The 16,788-nt window shown below is 72.7% G+C and carries 15 protein-coding genes and 1 tRNA gene; 10 read left to right on the top strand and 6 right to left on the bottom strand.

What is annotated here, in order from left to right:
• Positions 1-21: 21 nt before the first annotated feature.
• On the top strand, positions 22-3,000 hold the full coding sequence (locus tag QRY02_RS23110; RefSeq protein WP_285993605.1) for an AfsR/SARP family transcriptional regulator: 2,979 nt from the start codon (positions 22-24) through the stop codon (positions 2,998-3,000).
• A 40-nt stretch (positions 3,001-3,040) separates the two neighbouring features.
• On the opposite strand, the gene QRY02_RS23105 is transcribed toward QRY02_RS23110, so the two are convergent.
• The gene (locus QRY02_RS23105; RefSeq protein ID WP_285993604.1) at positions 3,041-4,000 is read right to left on the bottom strand and encodes a hypothetical protein; all 960 of its coding nucleotides are present in this window, start codon (positions 3,998-4,000) and stop codon (positions 3,041-3,043) included.
• Positions 4,001-4,275: 275 nt separating this feature from the next.
• On the opposite strand from QRY02_RS23105, the gene QRY02_RS23100 reads away from it, so the two are divergent.
• From QRY02_RS23100 to QRY02_RS23075, 6 genes are all read left to right on the top strand, one after another.
• Positions 4,276-5,247: a hypothetical protein gene (locus QRY02_RS23100; protein WP_285993603.1), complete on the top strand. Its 972-nt coding sequence runs from the start codon at positions 4,276-4,278 to the stop codon at positions 5,245-5,247.
• 32 nt (positions 5,248-5,279) lie between these two features.
• Complete coding sequence (locus tag QRY02_RS23095) at positions 5,280-6,071, top strand: metalloregulator ArsR/SmtB family transcription factor (protein ID WP_285993602.1); 792 nt, start codon at positions 5,280-5,282, stop codon at positions 6,069-6,071.
• A gap of 3 nt (positions 6,072-6,074) precedes the next feature.
• Positions 6,075-6,674 carry a dihydrofolate reductase family protein gene (locus QRY02_RS23090; RefSeq protein WP_285993601.1) on the top strand — a complete coding sequence of 200 codons (600 nt, stop codon included), beginning with the start codon at positions 6,075-6,077 and terminating at the stop codon, positions 6,672-6,674.
• A gap of 139 nt (positions 6,675-6,813) precedes the next feature.
• Positions 6,814-7,704, top strand: coding sequence for an NAD(P)H-binding protein (locus tag QRY02_RS23085; protein WP_285993600.1), 891 nt, complete (start codon positions 6,814-6,816; stop codon positions 7,702-7,704).
• Between the two features lie 213 nt (positions 7,705-7,917).
• On the top strand, positions 7,918-9,126 hold the full coding sequence (locus tag QRY02_RS23080; RefSeq protein WP_285993599.1) for a cytochrome P450: 1,209 nt from the start codon (positions 7,918-7,920) through the stop codon (positions 9,124-9,126).
• 5 nt (positions 9,127-9,131) lie between these two features.
• On the top strand, positions 9,132-11,063 hold the full coding sequence (locus QRY02_RS23075) for a multicopper oxidase family protein (RefSeq protein WP_285993598.1): 1,932 nt from the start codon (positions 9,132-9,134) through the stop codon (positions 11,061-11,063).
• A gap of 108 nt (positions 11,064-11,171) precedes the next feature.
• Here the strand turns inward: QRY02_RS23075 and QRY02_RS23070 are convergent, their stop codons facing one another.
• Complete coding sequence (locus tag QRY02_RS23070) at positions 11,172-12,008, bottom strand: LLM class F420-dependent oxidoreductase (protein ID WP_285993597.1); 837 nt, start codon at positions 12,006-12,008, stop codon at positions 11,172-11,174.
• Positions 12,009-12,099: 91 nt separating this feature from the next.
• On the opposite strand from QRY02_RS23070, the gene QRY02_RS23065 reads away from it, so the two are divergent.
• Positions 12,100-12,984, top strand: a complete 885-nt coding sequence (locus QRY02_RS23065; protein ID WP_285993596.1) for a LysR family transcriptional regulator — start codon at positions 12,100-12,102, stop codon at positions 12,982-12,984.
• A gap of 29 nt (positions 12,985-13,013) precedes the next feature.
• On the opposite strand, the gene QRY02_RS23060 is transcribed toward QRY02_RS23065, so the two are convergent.
• A tRNA-Ile gene (locus QRY02_RS23060) sits at positions 13,014-13,087 on the bottom strand.
• Between the two features lie 186 nt (positions 13,088-13,273).
• Here QRY02_RS23060 and QRY02_RS23055 point away from each other — a divergent pair.
• Positions 13,274-13,543 (top strand): hypothetical protein, encoded by a 270-nt coding sequence (locus QRY02_RS23055; protein WP_285993595.1) that lies wholly within the window; start codon positions 13,274-13,276, stop codon positions 13,541-13,543.
• 41 nt (positions 13,544-13,584) lie between these two features.
• Here the strand turns inward: QRY02_RS23055 and QRY02_RS23050 are convergent, their stop codons facing one another.
• Positions 13,585-14,094, bottom strand: coding sequence for a hypothetical protein (locus QRY02_RS23050; RefSeq protein ID WP_285993594.1), 510 nt, complete (start codon positions 14,092-14,094; stop codon positions 13,585-13,587).
• A 129-nt stretch (positions 14,095-14,223) separates the two neighbouring features.
• Positions 14,224-15,198 carry a bile acid:sodium symporter family protein gene (locus QRY02_RS23045; protein ID WP_285993593.1) on the bottom strand — a complete coding sequence of 325 codons (975 nt, stop codon included), beginning with the start codon at positions 15,196-15,198 and terminating at the stop codon, positions 14,224-14,226.
• A gap of 96 nt (positions 15,199-15,294) precedes the next feature.
• Between QRY02_RS23045 and QRY02_RS23040 the strand changes: the two genes are divergently transcribed.
• Positions 15,295-16,137, top strand: coding sequence for a LysR family transcriptional regulator (locus tag QRY02_RS23040; RefSeq protein WP_285993592.1), 843 nt, complete (start codon positions 15,295-15,297; stop codon positions 16,135-16,137).
• On the opposite strand, the gene shbA is transcribed toward QRY02_RS23040, so the two are convergent.
• Positions 16,118-16,714 (bottom strand): RNA polymerase sigma factor ShbA, encoded by a 597-nt coding sequence (gene shbA / locus QRY02_RS23035; protein WP_353069578.1) that lies wholly within the window; start codon positions 16,712-16,714, stop codon positions 16,118-16,120. The two genes, QRY02_RS23040 and shbA, sit on opposite strands and share 20 nt — an antisense overlap.
• Positions 16,715-16,788: the final 74 nt, after the last annotated feature.

Here is a 16,788-nt window from a genome sequence, read left to right as displayed (position 1 = left end):
GAATTCCGGCTGTTGGGCTCGATGGCGGTACTCGTTGCCGGGAAACAGGTCCCGCTCGGTGGCCCGAAGCCGCGTACGTTGCTGGCGGTGCTGCTGGTCAACGCCGGCCGCGTGGTGCCGATCGACACCCTGATCACCGCGCTGTGGGGCGAAACACCGCCGAACAGCGCACGTTCGGTGCTCCACACGTACGTTTCCGCGCTGCGCCGGATGCTCGGTGACCGCGACGACGCGCTGCGCAGACAAGCGCCGGGATACGTCCTCGACGTCGCCCCCGAGTCGATCGACCTGGTCCGGTTCGAGCGGGGGGTGAGCGCGGGCCGGCGAGCGCTCGCGGCCGGTGACGCGCAACTGGCGTCGGCGACCTTGACCGAGGCGCTCGGGCGGTGGAGCGGGTCCCCGCTCGGCGGAGCCGAGGGCGAGTGGGCGGAAACGGAGCGGACGAAGCTGGCCGAGGCCCGTCTCGCCGCGGTGGAAGCCCGGCTGGAGGCGGACTTCCGGCTCGGCCGCGGCAGCGCGCTGACCGGGGAGCTGACCGAACTGGTCGCCGAGCACCCGTTGCGCGAACCGTTGCGGGCCCAGCTGATCCTGGCGCTGCACCAGGCCGGCCGCCAAGCCGACGCGCTGGCCACCTTCCACGAGGCACGCCGGCTGCTCGACGACGAACTCGGGGTGGAACCCGGACCGCAGCTGCGGGCGGCGTTCCAGACGGTGCTGGCCGAACCCGCGGGCGAAGCGGCGGCACCGGTCGCGGCGCTCACCCCGAGCCTGCTGCCCGCCACCATCTCGGACTTCACCGGCCGGCGCGAAGAAGCCGACCGCGTGCTGCGGGGCTTGCACCCGGGTGGTTCGGCCGCCCGGGTCTGCGCCGTCTCCGGCAAGCCGGGGTCGGGCAAGACCACGCTCGCCGTGCACGCCGCGCACCGGATCCGCGACCAGTACCCCGACGGGCAGCTCTACGCCACCCTCCACGGCAACCACCCCGAACCGGCCGATCCGGACGAGGTGCTCGCCCGGTTCCTGCACGCGCTCGGGGTGGCCGACGCGGCGATTCCGGGCAAGCCGGCCGAGCGCGTCGACCTGTACCGGTCGCTGCTCGCCGATCGCCGGGTGCTCGTGGTGCTCGACGACGCGGCCGGCGAAAAGCAGGTCCGGCCCTTGCTCCCGCCCGGTGGCGGCTGCGCGGTGCTGGTCACCAGCCGGGTCCGGCTGGCCGCGCTGGAGGGCGCCGCGCTGCTCGACCTGCACGAACTGCGCGAGGAGGAAACCCTCGAACTGCTGGCCAAGCTGGTCGGGCCGAGGCTGGCGGCCGAACCGGAGGCCGCGCTGGAGATCGTGCGGCTGTGCGGGCACCTGCCGCTCGCGGTCCGCATCGCGGGCGCCCGGCTGGCCGCCCGGCCGGATTGGACGGTGGCCCGCCTGGCTCAGCGGCTGGGCCGGAAGCAGCGGCTGCTCAACGAACTCGTCCTCGGCGATCTGGAGGTCCGGGGCAGCCTCGCGGTGAGCTACGACGGCCTCGGCGAGCAGGAACGCACCGCGCTGCGCCGCCTCGGCATGACCGGCGTCCCGGACTTCGCCGGCTGGCTCGCGGCTCCGCTGCTGGACATCCCCGTCGCCGAGGCCGAAGACGTGATCGAGCGGCTGGTCGACGCGCAGCTGCTCGACCCGGCCGGCGCCGACGTCACCGGGCTGAGCCGGTACCGCATCCACGACCTGACCCGGGTGTACGCCGGTGAGTTGTGCGACGCCGAGGAGACGGCCGACGACGTGCGCGCGGCGCTGGAGCGGGTGGGCCGGGACGCGCTGGAGCTGGTCCGGCACGCGTCCGGCCGGACACCCCCGCCGGCCGGCTCCGGGCGGCTCGACCAAGCCGTCGTCGACGGCATCCGCGCCGATCCGGACACCTGGTTCGAAGCCGAGGAAGAGCTGCTGGTCAGCGTGGTCGAGCAGACCAGCGAACGGGACCTGGTGGCCACCGCGGCCGCGCTGGCTTCGGCGCTGTCCGCGTCGAGCTTCGCCGCCCGCAACCAGTTCCGCCAGTGGCGGCGGACCCACACCGCCGCGCTGGCCGCGGCCCGGCGGGCCGGCGACCGCGCGGCCGAGGGACTGCTGCTGAGCGGGATGGGGACGCTGTACTTCGAACAGGACCGGTTCGACGAGTCGCTCGCCTACCACCACCAGGCCCTCGCCGCGTTCGCCGAAGTCGGCGACCGGCTCGGCCAGGCCAGGACCTGGTTGAGCATGAGCGTCGTGCTGCGCGAACACGGCTCGTTCGCCGAAGCCGAACGGGCGCTGACCGAGGCGGTCCCGGTGCTGCGGAGCGAAGGAACCGACGAGGAGCTCGCCCAGGCCGAGCACAACCTCGGCATGATCCTCACCGAATCCGGCGACCTCGTCCACGCGGCGGAGTCCGTGACCAAGGCGCTCGAGTTCTGGCGCGCGTCGGGCAACCGCCGTGGCGCGGCGCTGGCCCTGCGGTCGATCGGCATCATCCACCGCGCCGCGGGCAGGCTCGGCGAGGCCGCCGACTGCTGCGCCCGGGCGGCGGCCGAACTGCGGCTCGTCGGCAGCAGGCTCGTCGTCGCCTACGCCGACCAGGCACTGGCCAAGGTGCGCATCCGGCAAGGCCGGGGCGAGGAGGTCCGGAAGTCGCTCGAGGAGACCCTGACGGTCTGCAACGAGCTCCAAGACGGCTTCGGCCAGGCGCTGCTCCTGCGCACCCTCGGCGAGCTCGACCTCGCGACGGGTGCGCCGGAGGCCGCCACCGCGCGCCTGACCCGGTCCCTGGAGTGGTGGCGGGCACTGGACCTGCCGGTCTGGCAGGCCAGGACGATCCGCGACCTGGCCGTCGCGGCGGCGTTGTCCGGAGACGAACGCCGTGCCGTCGAACTGCGCGACAAAGCCCGCGCGGTGTTCGAGCGGTACGGCTGCCGCGAGGCCACCGAACCGCTCCCGCTCCCGCTCTCGCTGCCGCCGAACGCGTCCCACCGAGTCCGGTAGAAACCCTGCGCTCGCCGGCTCCGCGCGGTGCCGCCCGGGCTCAGCGGTCGAGGATCGCCAGGACCGTGATCACGATCTTCGCCAGCCGTTCCTGGTCCGCCAGTGCCGCCGCCAGCCAGTCGTCGCGGGCGTTGCCGTCCGCGGTGTGCTCGCCGAACACCGTCCTGACCACCTCGGTCACCGCCACGGCGGTGGCTTCTCCCCGGTTCAGGCGGGTCTCGATGGCCCGCAGGGCCTGCTCGGCCAGGCCCGCGAGCCGGGCGTCCGCCAGCTCGTGCTCGCCGACCAGTTCCAGCGCCGGGAGCTCCGCCGGCATCGGGGCGACCGGGGGCTGCTTGTGCCCCAGCGGGCGCTCGACGTGCTCCGCGTGCCACGCCGGCCGGGTGCGCATCGCGGTCAGGACCCGGCTGACCTCGCGGTCGAGGGTGTCGCGGGTGGCCGGCGGCTCGCCCGTGACCTCGGCGCGGCGGGCCGCCCAGCCGTCCAGGGGCCACAGCTCGGCGCCCGCCGTGGCCGGCACTCCCACCCAGACCAGGATCCGCACCGCCAGGTCGCACAGCCACGGATCACCGCCGAGCGCGCCGGCCAGCCACGCCGGGAGACGCGGGCGCTGCAGTGCCCCGATTTCGCCGCGGCGACGCCGGTGCGCGTCGACCGTGGCGGGCGTGAGGCGGGTCGCCAGCCAGCCCTCGAGGTTCTCGATCGGGCTCGTCGCCCGCCGCAGCGCGTGGTCAACCACCGCCTCCACGTCGTCGTGGAAGCGGTCGAGGCAGTCCGGCCGCAGCCATTCGAGCCCGCGGGCGCAGTCCGCGTGCCGGCGCCGGTGTTCCAGCGGCTTGGTGATCCGCGTGAAGACCAGCGGCCACGCCACCGTGTAGACCCCGCCGCGCAGGCGGGCGAGGGCGCGGGGCCGGGCGGCCGCCGCCGAGCCGGCGAGCAGGCCGTCGCGGGCCAGCCGCCGCACACCGGCGACGTCGGCCGGGCCGGTAGTGTCGAGCACCCATCCTCCCCGAGGCCGACGGAAAGCCGACGGGAAAATGGTCCGGCAGCCGCGGATGCGGAAAAGGCCGCGGGCGGGCCGAAATAGCGGGGAACTGGCCAATTCCTGGCCACCGCGGAATCACCTGATCGGCGCAGCCGGTGCCACCGATCGCCGCGAAGTGCGCGGGTCACAATGAACCTTATTCCGGTTAGGATGGCGCTACGCTTCGCAACTTGCCGGCCTGAGGTGACCTCGCGCCGGCCGACGGCTGAATAGGGTTCACTGGAAATCCGATGGCACAAGAGGACGGGCTGATCCGGGAACTCACCGCCTTGCGGCGCGGCTGGGGATTGGAAGCCGACCGGCTGCGCAGCCGGCTCGGGCCGCTCGTTTCCGGCTGGTGCGAAATCCACCGGACGACGAACGACCGCGATGCGCGCCGCGTTCTGCGTGAAGCGATTTCGGCCGCGATCGCGGAATTCCCGGCCGACGACCGGCTGGCGGTGAACGTCGCCCTGGGCATCGCCCCCGGCGCGCAGCACGCCCTGCTGAGCGACCGGATCGGGGTGCTCGCGGATCAGCTGCGCGTCTCGGAGCGCACGGCCCGGCGCCGCGTCGACCGGTCGTTCGCCCGGCTCGCCGCGGAGATCGAGGCCGGCACGCGGCCGGGCGGCGGCGTGCCCGGCCCGGACGAGGGCTGGTTCGTCAAGCGGCTCAAGGTGCTCGTCCGGCTCGACACCAGCGAGCCGGAGGTGACCGAGGAACGGCTGATCGTGGCCACCCGCGACGCCCTCGGCCGGATCGCCGCGCGGTTCACGGTGCCCCGCACCGAGGACGGCCGGGACGGGGAACGCGACGTCACCGCGGACGCCCGGCACGGTGTCCGGATCAGCGCCGGCACCCGGGAGGGCCAGCGCCACTTCCGCTGGCTGCTGGACCTGCCGCGGCCCCTCTCCCGCGGCGACAGCCACACGTACTCGCTGGTGCACCGCATCCGCGACGGCCTCCCGATCCGGCCGTCGTACGTGTTCGTGCCGCTGGTGACGTGCGAGTCGTTCGAGGTGCGCGTCCGCTTCGACCCGCGGCGGCCGCCAAGGGTGGTGTGGCGGCTGGACCGCGTCCCGCCCTCGGTGCTCGCCGATCCGCCCCAGCCGGGCGAGCCGCTGCCGCTCGACGGTGCCTGCGAGGTGGTGCAGGAGTTCACCGCGCCTCAGCTGGGGTACGCCCACGGGCTGCGCTGGCTGCCCGGCCAAGATATTCCTTGACGTGAATATTCTGCTGTGTGAATACTTGGTCCATGGACCGGATTGCCGCAGCACTGGGAGACGCCGCGCGGTGGCGCATCGTCGAACTCCTCGCCGAGCGCCCCCGCTCGGTCGGGGAGCTGGCCGAACTGACCGGGCTCCGGCAGCCGCAGACCACCAAGCACCTGCAGACCCTCGCCCGGGCCGAGCTGGTCACCGTCTTCCCGCTCGGCCAGCGGCGGGTCCACGCCCTCGAAGCCGGCCCCCTGGAAGCGCTCGCCACGCGGCTGCGGGAACTGGCCGACGCCACCGACGCGCACGCCGGTGAACGGGCCGCCGTGGCGCGGTACCGCGCGGCCATCGAGGCGGACGCGGCGGCCGCGGACCGCGACCGGTGGGCGGACGGGCGCACCTTCACGTTCGACCGCCTGCTGCCCGTGCCGGCCGGCGACGTCTGGCGGCACTGGACCGACCCGGACCTGCTCGCGTCCTGGTGGGTTCCCCCGTCGATGACGGTCACCGCGTGCACGATCGAGCCGCGGCCGGGCGGCCGGGTCGTGCTCGGCTACCGCGACGCCGACGGCGAGTACCGCGCCGAAGGCCGGGTGCGCGTCGCCGACGAGCCCGGCCACCTCGGGTTCGACCTCGCGGTGACCGGCCCCGCCTCCTTCACCGGCCACTACGACCTCGAGCTGCACCCGGACGCGGCCGGTACCCGGCTGCGGCTGGGCCTGCGCATCACCGCGACGACCGTCGGCGCCGTCCCCTTCATCGCCGGGATCGAAACCGGCTGGCGCCAAGTGCTCGACCACCTCACCGCCGTGCTCTCCGAACGAAAGGCCTGAACCATGACCGAGCCGACCGGCCGCCGGGTGACCGCGAACCTGAGTCTCACCCTCGACGGGCGCTACCACGGCCCCGCCGGGCCCGCCGACATGGGCGCGATCCTCCCGTACGCCACGACGGAAGCCGCGCGGCGCCACCTGAGCCGGATCTGGGCCGGGGCGACGACGGCGGTCCTCGGTCGCCGCAACGCAGAGGGCTTCCTGGGGTTCTGGCCCACGGTCGCCGCCGACGAGAACGCCGACCCGCGCGACCGCGGCTACGCGCAATGGCTGGTGGACGTGGAAAAGGTCGTCTTCTCCACGACGTTGGCCGACGCCCCGTGGGAGCGCGCCCGGCTGGTGAACGCGCCCGCCGCGGACGTCGTCGCCGAGCTGAAGACCGCGGCCGGGGGCGACATCCTCGTCAACAGCAGCGCGAGCGTCATCAAACCGCTGCTCGCGGCGGACCTGCTCGACCGGCTGTACCTCATGATCTGCCCGGAAATCGCGGGCGGCGGCCCCCGGCTGTTCGACGACGGCCTGCCGTCCTCGAAGTGGCGGCTCACCTGCCACGAAACCGGCGAGCTGGGGGAGACGGCGATGGTCTACGACCGCGTGCGCTGACCAGCGCGGCAGCCGGGACTGGTTGACGGGCTCGGGTGGCTGACCGATACTTGCTCACCGGAGGCGAAGCCCGACAACGTCCACAATGGACGAATCCGTGGGCACCGAGCCCGTGCAAGCCAAGCTACCTGGGGAAAACATGACGATCCTGGTGACCGGTGCGACCGGCAACGTCGGCCGAAACGTCGTAGACCTGTTGGTGCGGGCGGGCGCCGACGTCCGCGCGACCTCGCGCAACCCGGACGCGCTCGACCTGCCGGCCGGGGTCGACGTCCGCCGGCTGGACCTCACCGAGCCGGCGACGTTCGGACAAGCACTGCGGGGCGTGGAAAAACTCTTCCTGTACACCCAGCCGTCCGGGATCGAAGGGGTGCTGGAGGCCGCGAAGGCCGCCGGCGTCGAGCACGTCGTCCTGCTGTCGTCGCTGGCCGCCGCCGGGCGCGATCCGGACCACTGGATCGCGCGGTGGCACCTGGCCGAAGAGGCGGCGATCGAGAAGTCCGGGCTGGCGTGGACGTTCGTCCGACCGGGTGCGTTCGCCGTGAACTCCCTGCAGTGGGCCGGGTTCGTCAAGAAGGGCGAGCCGGTGCCGATCCTCTACGCCCACTCCTACCTGTCGTCGATCCACGAACGGGACATCGCGGAAGTGAGCACCACGGCGATGCTGCAGGAGGGCCACACCGGCGCCAAATACCACATCACCGGCGGGGAAAGCATCACCCAAGCCGAGCAGCTCGCCCTGATCGGCCGCGCGATCGGTCGTGAGCTCGATTTCGTGGACCTCACCGGCGACGCCGCCCGGGCGGATTTCCGGGCCCGGATCGGCGGGCGCTTCGAAGAGCTGGTGGCGGAGGGGACGGTCGGCCGCGGGGACGCGTCGAGCATCATCGAGACGAGGATCCGCTACTACGAGGAAGCTCTCGACGGGCCCGAGGAGATCGACCCCACGGTCGAGAAGGTCCTGGGCAAACCGCCGCGCACCTTCGCCGAGTGGGCGGAGGACCACAAGGCGGACTTCACGAACCAGTAACCCATCGGACCCCCGTCGCCCGCAGAGAGCGGTTTCTGTGGCGGCGGGGCTTCGTGCTGCGCGGACGGCATCGGGGCGGTGCGCGGGGGCGCCGAGGAATACCAAGTGAGGGGATGCGCGGCCGTTCGCCGCTTGGCTAACGTTCCGGATCCGAGCCGCACCCACCGCTCCACGCCGTGCGGATCGCCGTATTCCCACGCGCAAGGGGGCGCCATGACCACGTCCGAAACCGTTGTGTTCCCGCAGGACCGCACCTGCCCCTACCAGCCGGCACCGGCCTACCTGCCACTGGCCGGCCGGAAACCGCTCGCCCAGGTCGCGCTCTACGACGGCCGGCGCGTCTGGGCGATCACCAGCCGGGATGTGGCGCGCCGGCTGCTGATCGATCCCCGGATCTCCAGTGACCGCACCAATCCGGCGTGGCCCATGATGTTCGCGAGCATCGCCGCCACCGTCAGCGACGTGCAGCAGAAGGTGATGAAGATCGTCACCGCGCTGGTCGGGGTCGACGGCCCGGTGCACAACGCCCGGCGCAAGCTGCTGATCCCCAGTTTCACCACCCGGCGGATCAACGCCCTGCGCCCGCGGATCCAGGAGATCGTCGACCGGCAGCTGGACGAGCTGGTGGCGGCCGGCCCGCCCGCGGACCTGATCCCGGCGTTCGCCGGGCCGGTGCCGGTGACCATCCTGTACCGGCTGATGGGCATCCCGGACCGCGATCACGAATACTTCGAGAAGAAGTCGTTCCAGCTCGCGGCCGGCCCGGACGCCAACGCGGCGTACGACGAGCTCATGGCCTACATGGGCGAACTGATCGCGGAGAAGCGGCGGAACCCCGGTGACACCGTCCTCGACGACCTCCTCGCCGAACGCGGCGCCAAGGGCGAGGTGGACGAAGAGCTGATCTCGACGCTGGTCCTGCAGGTGGCCGGCGGCCACGGCACCACCGGGACGATGATCTCGCTCAGCACGTTCGTCCTGCTCCAGAACCCGGAACGGCTCGCCGAGCTGCGCGCCGATCCGTCGTTGCTGCCCATCGCCGTGGACGAGCTGCTGCGGGTGCTGTCCATTCCGGACGGTGTGTCGCGGCTGGCCGTCGACGACATCGAGGTCGAGGGCACCACGATCCGCAAGGGTGACGGCGTCTTCTTCATCACCTCGCTGATCAACCGCGACGAGGCCGTCCACGAGGAACCGGACACCCTCGGCTGGCACCGCAGCACCGCCCGGGACCACGTCTCGTTCGGGTTCGGCGCGCACCAGTGCCTCGGGCAGAACCTCGCGCGCGTCACGATGGAAATCGCGCTGGGCCGGTTGCTCGAGCGCCTGCCCGGCCTGCGGCTCGCGGTTCCGGCGGAGGAGATCCCGTTCAACCCCACCGCCGGTTTCCAGGTCCTGGACGAACTTCCGGTCACCTGGTAGGAGAAGTGAACGATTCCGTCGACCGGCGCACTTTCCTCGCCGCCGCGGCGCTCGGTTCCGCGGGCGTCGTGGCGGGGGTGAACCTGCTCGGTCCGAGTGCTCCGCGGACGGCGTCGGCGGCGACCGCGCCACCGGCGCCCGCCGCGGCGCCGAACTTCGGGCTCGCCAAGTTCCTCGACCCACTGCGGATCCCGCCGGTGATCCGGGCGCACGCGCGGCGGAACTCCGGCGAGCTCACGATCACGATGACGACCTCCCGGACGCGGCTGCACTCCCAGCTGCCGGAGACCACGCTGTGGACCTACGACGGCCAGTTCCCCGGCCCGACCATCGAGGTGCGCAGCGGAAAGCGGTTGCGGGTCGCGTGGGCCAACGAACTGCGGGGCACGGTCCCGCTCGTGGCGGTGCGGGCCCCGTACGCGGTGCCGACGCCGGCGAACCGGCCCGGCTACCGCGCCGCGGACGGCAGCCTGCCCGCGGGGGTGGAGCTGATCGAGGGCGTCGCGGAGCTGCCGCCGTGGAACGTCGTGCACCTGCACGGCGCGCTGACGAACGCCGGCAACGACGGCTGGGCGCACAACGGGATTTCGCCGGGGCACACGCAGCTCACCGAGTACCCGAACCGCCAGGCCGCCACCGCGCTCTGGTACCACGACCACGCGATGGCCGTGACGCGCTTCAACGTCCACTCCGGACTCGCGGGCCTGTACCTGCTGCGCGACGACGAGGAGGACCGGCTGCGGCTGCCCGGTGGCGACCACGAAATCCCGCTGATCCTCGCCGACCGCAACTTCGACACCGACCCGGCGACCGGCGCGCTCACCGGCCGGCTGCTGTTCAAGTTCCAGTACCTGCCCGCGTCCGGCACGACGGCGCCGGTCACCGGCCCGTTCACGCTCGTCAACGGTGGCATCTGGCCGCACCTGGACGTCGACGCGCGCTGGTACCGCTTCCGGGCGCTCAACACGGCGAACGGCCGGTTCTTCCGCCTCGACCTGGTCGACGAGGCGGGCGTCGTGCACAACGACGCGGTCCGGATCGCCGGCACGGACGCGGGTCTGCTGCCCGGGCCGGCGGCGGTGCCGGCGGGCGGGCTGACCCTGACCCCGGGCGAGCGCGCCGACCTGCTGATCGACTTCAGCCGCTTTCCGGGGCAGCGGCTGCGGCTGGTCAACACGGGGGCTTCGATCGAGCCGGACATCATGGAGTTCCGCGTCGAGAGCCGCCGTCGCGCCGACGGGTTCCGGCTGCCGGCCGAGCTGTCCGCGTCGTACGCGCGGCTGGCGCACGTGCCGGAGGACCACGACGAGGTGTTCGTGGCGACGACTCCGCCGGGCGTGGCGGGCCGGCCGCACCCGGAAATGTGGGAGCTGGCGGAGATCACCGATCCGGCCGAGCTGCCGGCGCGGTTCCCGGCGGAGGGCGTCCTCCAGCTCACCGACCCGGCGATGGGGCACGTGCGGACCTTCCGCAAGGTGGCCCGCCTGTTCGACGACACGACGACGATCTTCGTCGACCGCGGCCGGTGGGTGGTGTGGAACCTGATCCAGCTCGGCGGGGCACCGCATCCGATGCACATCCACATGGCCCGCTTCCAGCTGCTGACCAGGCACAAGTTCGCCGACCTGACGGCGTTCGACATCGCGACCGGCGGCACGGCCCGGCCGCTGCCCGCTCCGGCCGGCGGCCCGGCGATCGAGAAGCACGAGGAGGGCTGGAAGGACACGTTCAACCTGTGGGCGGGGGAGTGGATCCGCGTCGCCGGCCGCTTCGAGGACGCGACCGGCCAGTTCATGTACCACTGCCACATCCTCGATCACGAGGACGAGGGCATGATGCGCCCGTTCGTCGTCCACCCACCGGAGGTGAGCCGGTTCCACATGCACGCGGGGAGTTCGGGCCACCACCCGGGCATGCCCGGCCACGGCGGGCACTAGGGCGGGCTCGCTCCCGTTTCTCCGGAAGCCGGTTCGCCGGCCGGGGATGCGCCGATTCCGCCCCCGACGCTCGCCGCGCCGGTGGTACGGCGATCCGCCGCTTCCGGATCACGGCCGCAGGGTGGCGTGGCGTTCCAGGAACCGGGCGACGTCCGCCGGATCCTCCAGCGGCAGCGGGTAGACCACGAGGCGGTCCACGCCGAGGGTGGCGTACCGCTCGGCGGCGCGGGCGTCCACCTCCACCGGATCGAGCGGGGTGTAGCCGATCTCCAGCCGGCCCAGCCGGGCCGGGCGGCCGACCTCCTCCGCGGCTCGCCGCAGTCCGGCGAGGTGGCGGGGCAGGTCGTCGAGGCCGCCGTTGCCGAACCAGCCGTGACCACGGGAAACGGCGCGGCGGAACGCGGCCGGGCTGTGGCCGCCGACCACGATCCGGGGCCGGGCCGGCCGCGGGTGCGCGTCCACGTCGCGGAACTCGACGAACTCGCCCCGGTACGCCGGCGCCGGGTCGGTCCACAGCGCGGTCATCGCGTCGAGGTACTCGTCGGTGCGCTTCCCCCGCTCGGCCATCGCCACCCCGATCGCGCGCAACTCGGGTTCGAGGTACCCGGCGCCCACGCCGAGCAGCAGGCGGCCGCCGCTGAGCACGTCGAGGCTCGCCGCCTGTTTGGCGAGCACGAGCGGGTTGCGCTGCGGCAGGATGACGATCCCGGTGCCGAGTTCCAGCCGCTCGGTGACGGCCGCGACGTAGGCCAGGTGCACCAGCGGGTCGAGGATCGGGTCGGTCGGCTCCATCGGCGATGCCGGCACCCGCGGGCTCGGCAGCACCACGTGATCGCCCGCCCACCACGACGTGTAGCCGAGGTCTTCGGCCAGCCGCGCCAGCCGGACCGTCTCGGCCGGGCCCAGCGTCGCCTTGGCGTTCAGTCCCGCCACACCCAGTTCCATGTCCCTCGCCCTTCGCCGTCGTCGATGATCACGCTCATCGTCGGGGCGTCCGGGCCCCGGCGTCCAAGATCGGCCGCTATAGCCTGTGGCTATGGATGTCCACGTCCGGGACCTGCGCTACTTCGTCGCGGTGGCGGAGGAGCTGAGCTTCACCAGGGCGGCCGGCCGGTTGTTCATCGCCCAGCCGTCGTTGAGCAAGCAGATCCGCAGGCTGGAGACGTCGCTGCGGATCCCGCTGTTCGAGCGCGACCACCGCACGGTCGTCCTGACCGCGGCGGGCGCGGCCTTGCTGCCGCAGGCCCGGCTGATCATCCGGCAGTGGGAGGACGCGCGGAGCGCGCTTGCCGAGGTGGCCGCGGCGCAGCGGGCGACCTTGACGGTCGGGTTCCACACCCGGATCGGCCGCGGGCTCATCCCGAACGTGACGGCGAAGATGGCGACGTCGCTGCCGGAATGGCGGCTCTTGTTCCGGCAGATCGCCTGGAGCGATCCGACCGTGGGGCTCGCCGGCGGCGAAGTCGATGTGGCCGTCGCCTGGCTGCCGGTCCCGGACGGGTTCGCGCGCAAGGTCGTCGCCACCGAAGACCGCTGGATTGCCCTGCCGTCCGGGCATCGGCTCGCCGGGCGGGAAGCCGTCCCGTTGAGCGAGCTGGCCGGCGAGCCGTTCATCGCGCTCCCGCGAACCGCCGGGCCGCTCCGCGAGTTCTGGCTGGGAAACGACCGGCACCCGGTGCCGGCGCGGGTCGTCGCCGAAGCCGAAACGGCCGAGGAATCCCTCGAAGCCGTCGGTTCCGGGCTGGGAGTCGTGCTGCTTTCCGAGGGCAACGCGCAGATCTACGAGCGCGACGACATCGTGTACCGCCCCGTCACGGGCCTCCCGCCCGGCGAACTCGCCGTCGTCTGGCGGGCGGGGGACGAGCGCCGGGCCGTGCGCGTTTTCGTCGAGGCGTGCGAGCGATGCCTCTGCGCCGGGTGAAGGGCGACGTTTCGGTTGCTGACGAAAGGTGGGGCGGGCGGGGCTCGAACCCGCGGCCAAGGGATTATGAGTCCCCTGCTCTAACCAACTGAGCTACCGCCCCCTCGCCTCGGCATGCACAAGCAGCCCGAGGTTTGCATGTGCACAGAACACTCAGTTCGCTTCAAGTTATCACAGCGGCCATCCGGGCAGATCCGGTAGGCCAAACAGGTTGAAGTGGCCGCCGAGTGGCGGAGGCTCGTTTAGGTTGCAAGGGCGTCACCGCTGACCGGAACGGCGGGAGGAAGCAATGGGTTCTGCCACCTCGTCCCGTTACCGGGCGACCCGGCTGGCGTTGCTGGACGCGTTCGCCGCGGGAGCCGGTTTGGGCTACCTCGCGCACGAGTACCGGGAGGTCGTCGTGGCGAACCCGGGGATCATCGGCTTGACGCTGTTGCTCGTGTTCGCGGCCGGTTATCTGATTCGCGTTGCCGCGCGGGCGTTGCGGCGCGCGGGTTCGCGCGTCGACGCCATTTTCGCGGAGGAGCTGGGAAACAAGCCTTCGCCCCGCCCGCGTTGACGGAAAGCCTTGGCGGGCAGGGCGAAGACCGCGGATTCCGCTCAGCTTCCGCCGCCGCTGGGGGTGGGCGTCGGGAAACTCGAAGTCGGCGGGAGAGTCGTGCTGGGCGTGGGTGTGCGCGTCGGAGTCGCGGTGGTTCTCGGCGTCGAGGTGACCGGCGGTGTCGGTGTCGAGGTCGACGCTCCCGTCGTTGCGTAGGCCGCATAGCCGAACCAAATTCGGCTGAGCACCTTCGGCGTGTCCGCATAGGCCATCGCCCGCACCCGGAACGTCGTGGCGGTGTAGGAACCCTGCACTGTGCTCAGCATGAACCCGTCGGCGGCGTCCGGCGTGATCGGCGAGAGCAGGATCACCCCCGGCGTCACACCGAGGCCGTGCGACACGGTGCAGTAGCCGGCGCCGTCGGTCACGCAGGTGTCCTGCGCCGTTTGGACGAGCGGTGCCGGTGACGGGCTGGCCGCGGACGACGCGCCCGCGAACGCCACCGCGCCCGCCGTCACCGCCGCGGCGCCCGCCAGCGCGGCGAGTGCGATTCGTGCTTTGTTCCCCATAAATGTCCCTCCAGAGTGGGTGATGCACCCCGCATCGCCGCACCACACTCTGCCGTTACCGCGTACATTCGGCTTGTACAACGTCTGTACGCGGCCGAAGGACGCTCTCGCCGACAGTCCACAAGGGAATCACGCCGGCACGAGCTCCCGGTCCTCTTCGGCCGCGTACCTCCGGGCGAGGGTGGCGCAGACGATCAGCTGGATCTGGTGGAACAGCATCAGCGGCAGGACGATCAGGCCCACCTGGGCGTGCCCGAACAGCACCGTCGCCATCGGCAGGCCGCTGGCCAGGCTCTTCTTCGACCCGCAGAACACGATGGTGATCCGGTCGGCGCGGGCGAAGCCCAGCAGGCGGGCGGCCCGGCCCGTCGCCGCCAGCACCGCCGCGAGCAGCGCGCAGCACACCACGACCAGCACCAGGAGGTGCCCCGCGTCGAGCCGGTGCCAGATGCCCTCCGTCATGCCCGCGCTGAAGGCCGTGTACACCACCAGGAGGATCGAGCCGCGGTCGACCAGTTTCAGCGGTGCCGCACGGCGCGTGATCCAGCCGCCGATCCAGCGGCGCGCCAGCTGGCCCGCCACGAACGGCGCCAGCAGCTGCAACACGATCCCGAGCACCGCCGATCCGTCGACGCCCGCGCCGTCGCCGGCCAGCAGCAGGGCCACCAGCAGCGGCGTCAGCACGATGCCGGCCAGGTTGGACAGCGACGCGCTGCAGATCGCCGCCGCGACGTTGCCGCGGGCGATCGACGTGAACGCGATCGACGACTGCACGGTCGAGGGCAGCACCGCCAGGAACAGCACCCCCGCGGCCAGCTGGGCCGGCAGGATCGACGGCGGCAGGAGGAACAGCGCCAGGCCGAGCAGCGGGAACAGGACGAACGTCGCCGCGAGCACCACCGCGTGCAGCCGCCAGTGCCGCAGCCCTTCGAGCGCTTCCTGCGTCGACAGCCGGGCGCCGTAGAGGAAGAACAGCAGGCCGACGGCGATCGTGGTGGCGACGCCGAAGCCGCCGGCCACCGCGCCCGAAGCGGGCAGCAGGGTGGCGACGCCGACGGTGGCGAGGATCGCGAGGACGAACGGGTCTGGACGTAAGCGGGACATGGATCTCCTTCCCCACCGATTCTCGGCGACCACGCGGTCATTGGGAACCCCGATGACCGGACTGACTGTCATCGCGAATCGCGATAAGCTCGCCCGGTGCTGGACCCTCGCCTGTGCCGTTCGTTCCTCGCCGTCGCCGAGACGCGCAGCTTCACCGCGGCCGCCCGGCGGCTGGGGGTCGGCCAGCCGACGGTCAGCCAGCACGTGCGACGGCTCGAGCGCGACTCCGGCGGGCTGCTGTTCGCCCGCGACACCCACACCGTCGAGCTCACCGCGCGCGGGCAGGCGATGCTCGGGTTCGCGCAGACCGTCGTCGACACCGAAGAGCGCGCGGAGCGGCATTTCCGCGGCGCCGAACTCCGCGGCCGGGTGCGCTTCGGTGTCTCCGAGGACTTCGCGCTGGGCGAGCTGCCGGAGATCCTGCACCGGCTGCGCCGCGGTCACCCGCTGGTGGACGTCGAGCTGACCGTCGAGCTGTCGGACGTCCTGACCCAGCGGCTGCGGTCCGGGCAACTCGACCTGGTGCTGGGCAAGCGCCGCCCGGGCGCGCACCACGGCCGGCTGCTCTGGCGGGAGCCGCTGGTCTGGATCGGGTCGGCCGCCACCGTGCTGGAGCCGGGCCGGCCGGTGCCGCTGGTGCAGTACCCGATGCCGTCGATCACGCGTCAGCTGGCGGTGGAGTGCCTCGAGCGAGCCGGCCTCGAGTGGCGCGCGGCGTGCCAGACGTCGAGCCTCACCGGCCTGCGCGCCGCGGCGGCGGCCGGCCTGGGCGTCACCTTGCACGCGCGCAGCTTGGTCCCGGCCGGCCTGGTCGAGCTCGACGGCCTGCCGGAGCCAGGCGACATCGAGTTCATGCTGCTGGCCCGGGAGTCGATGGAAGGGCCGGCGGCGGCACTGGCGGAATTCGTTCTGGAGCGCGTCAACTCTCTTCGCCCGTGAGCAGCCGGCGCAGGCGGCCGAGCGCGCGGTGCTGGGCGACCCGGACGGCGCCGGGCGTGGAACCCACCGCCGCGGCCGTTTCCTCCGCCGAGAGCCCGACCACCACCCGCAGCACGACGATCTCCCGCTGCTTCGCGGGCAGGATGTCCAGCAGCCGGGCCAGTCGCTCGTTCAGCTCGGACCGCAGCGCCCGCTGTTCCGGGCCGGTCGCCTCGCTGACGCCGTCCGGGACCTCCGGCACCGGGTCGCTGCGGTTGCGGGCCGCGGCGCGGTGGGCGTCGGCCACCTTGTGCTGGGCGATGCCGTAGACGAACGCCAGGAACGGGCGGCCCTGGTCGTGGTACGACGGCAGTGCGGTGAGCACGGCGAGGCAGACCTCCTGGGCGACGTCGTCCGCCGAAGTGAAGGATCGCTCGTGCCGGCCGACGCGGGCCCGGCAGTAGCGCACGACCAGCGGCCGGACGGTGGCGAGCAGGCGCGCGATCGCGGCGTCGTCGCCGGCGATCGCGGCGGCGACCGGCTCGTCGTGGCGCCGCCAGTGCGGGGGGAACGCCTCGGCGGGCTGCGTCGCGGCGATCTCCCGGACCAGTGCCCGGCTGCGCACGCGCAGCAGGGTGCCCTCCACGTCGAGCCCGATGCGCAGCGAGTCGT

This window comes from Amycolatopsis sp. DG1A-15b, from assembly GCF_030285645.1.
Classification (GTDB): Bacteria; Actinomycetota; Actinomycetes; order Mycobacteriales; family Pseudonocardiaceae; genus Amycolatopsis.
The sequence above is the reverse complement of the archived record's forward strand: the minus strand, read 5'-3'. Positions and strand labels throughout refer to the sequence as shown.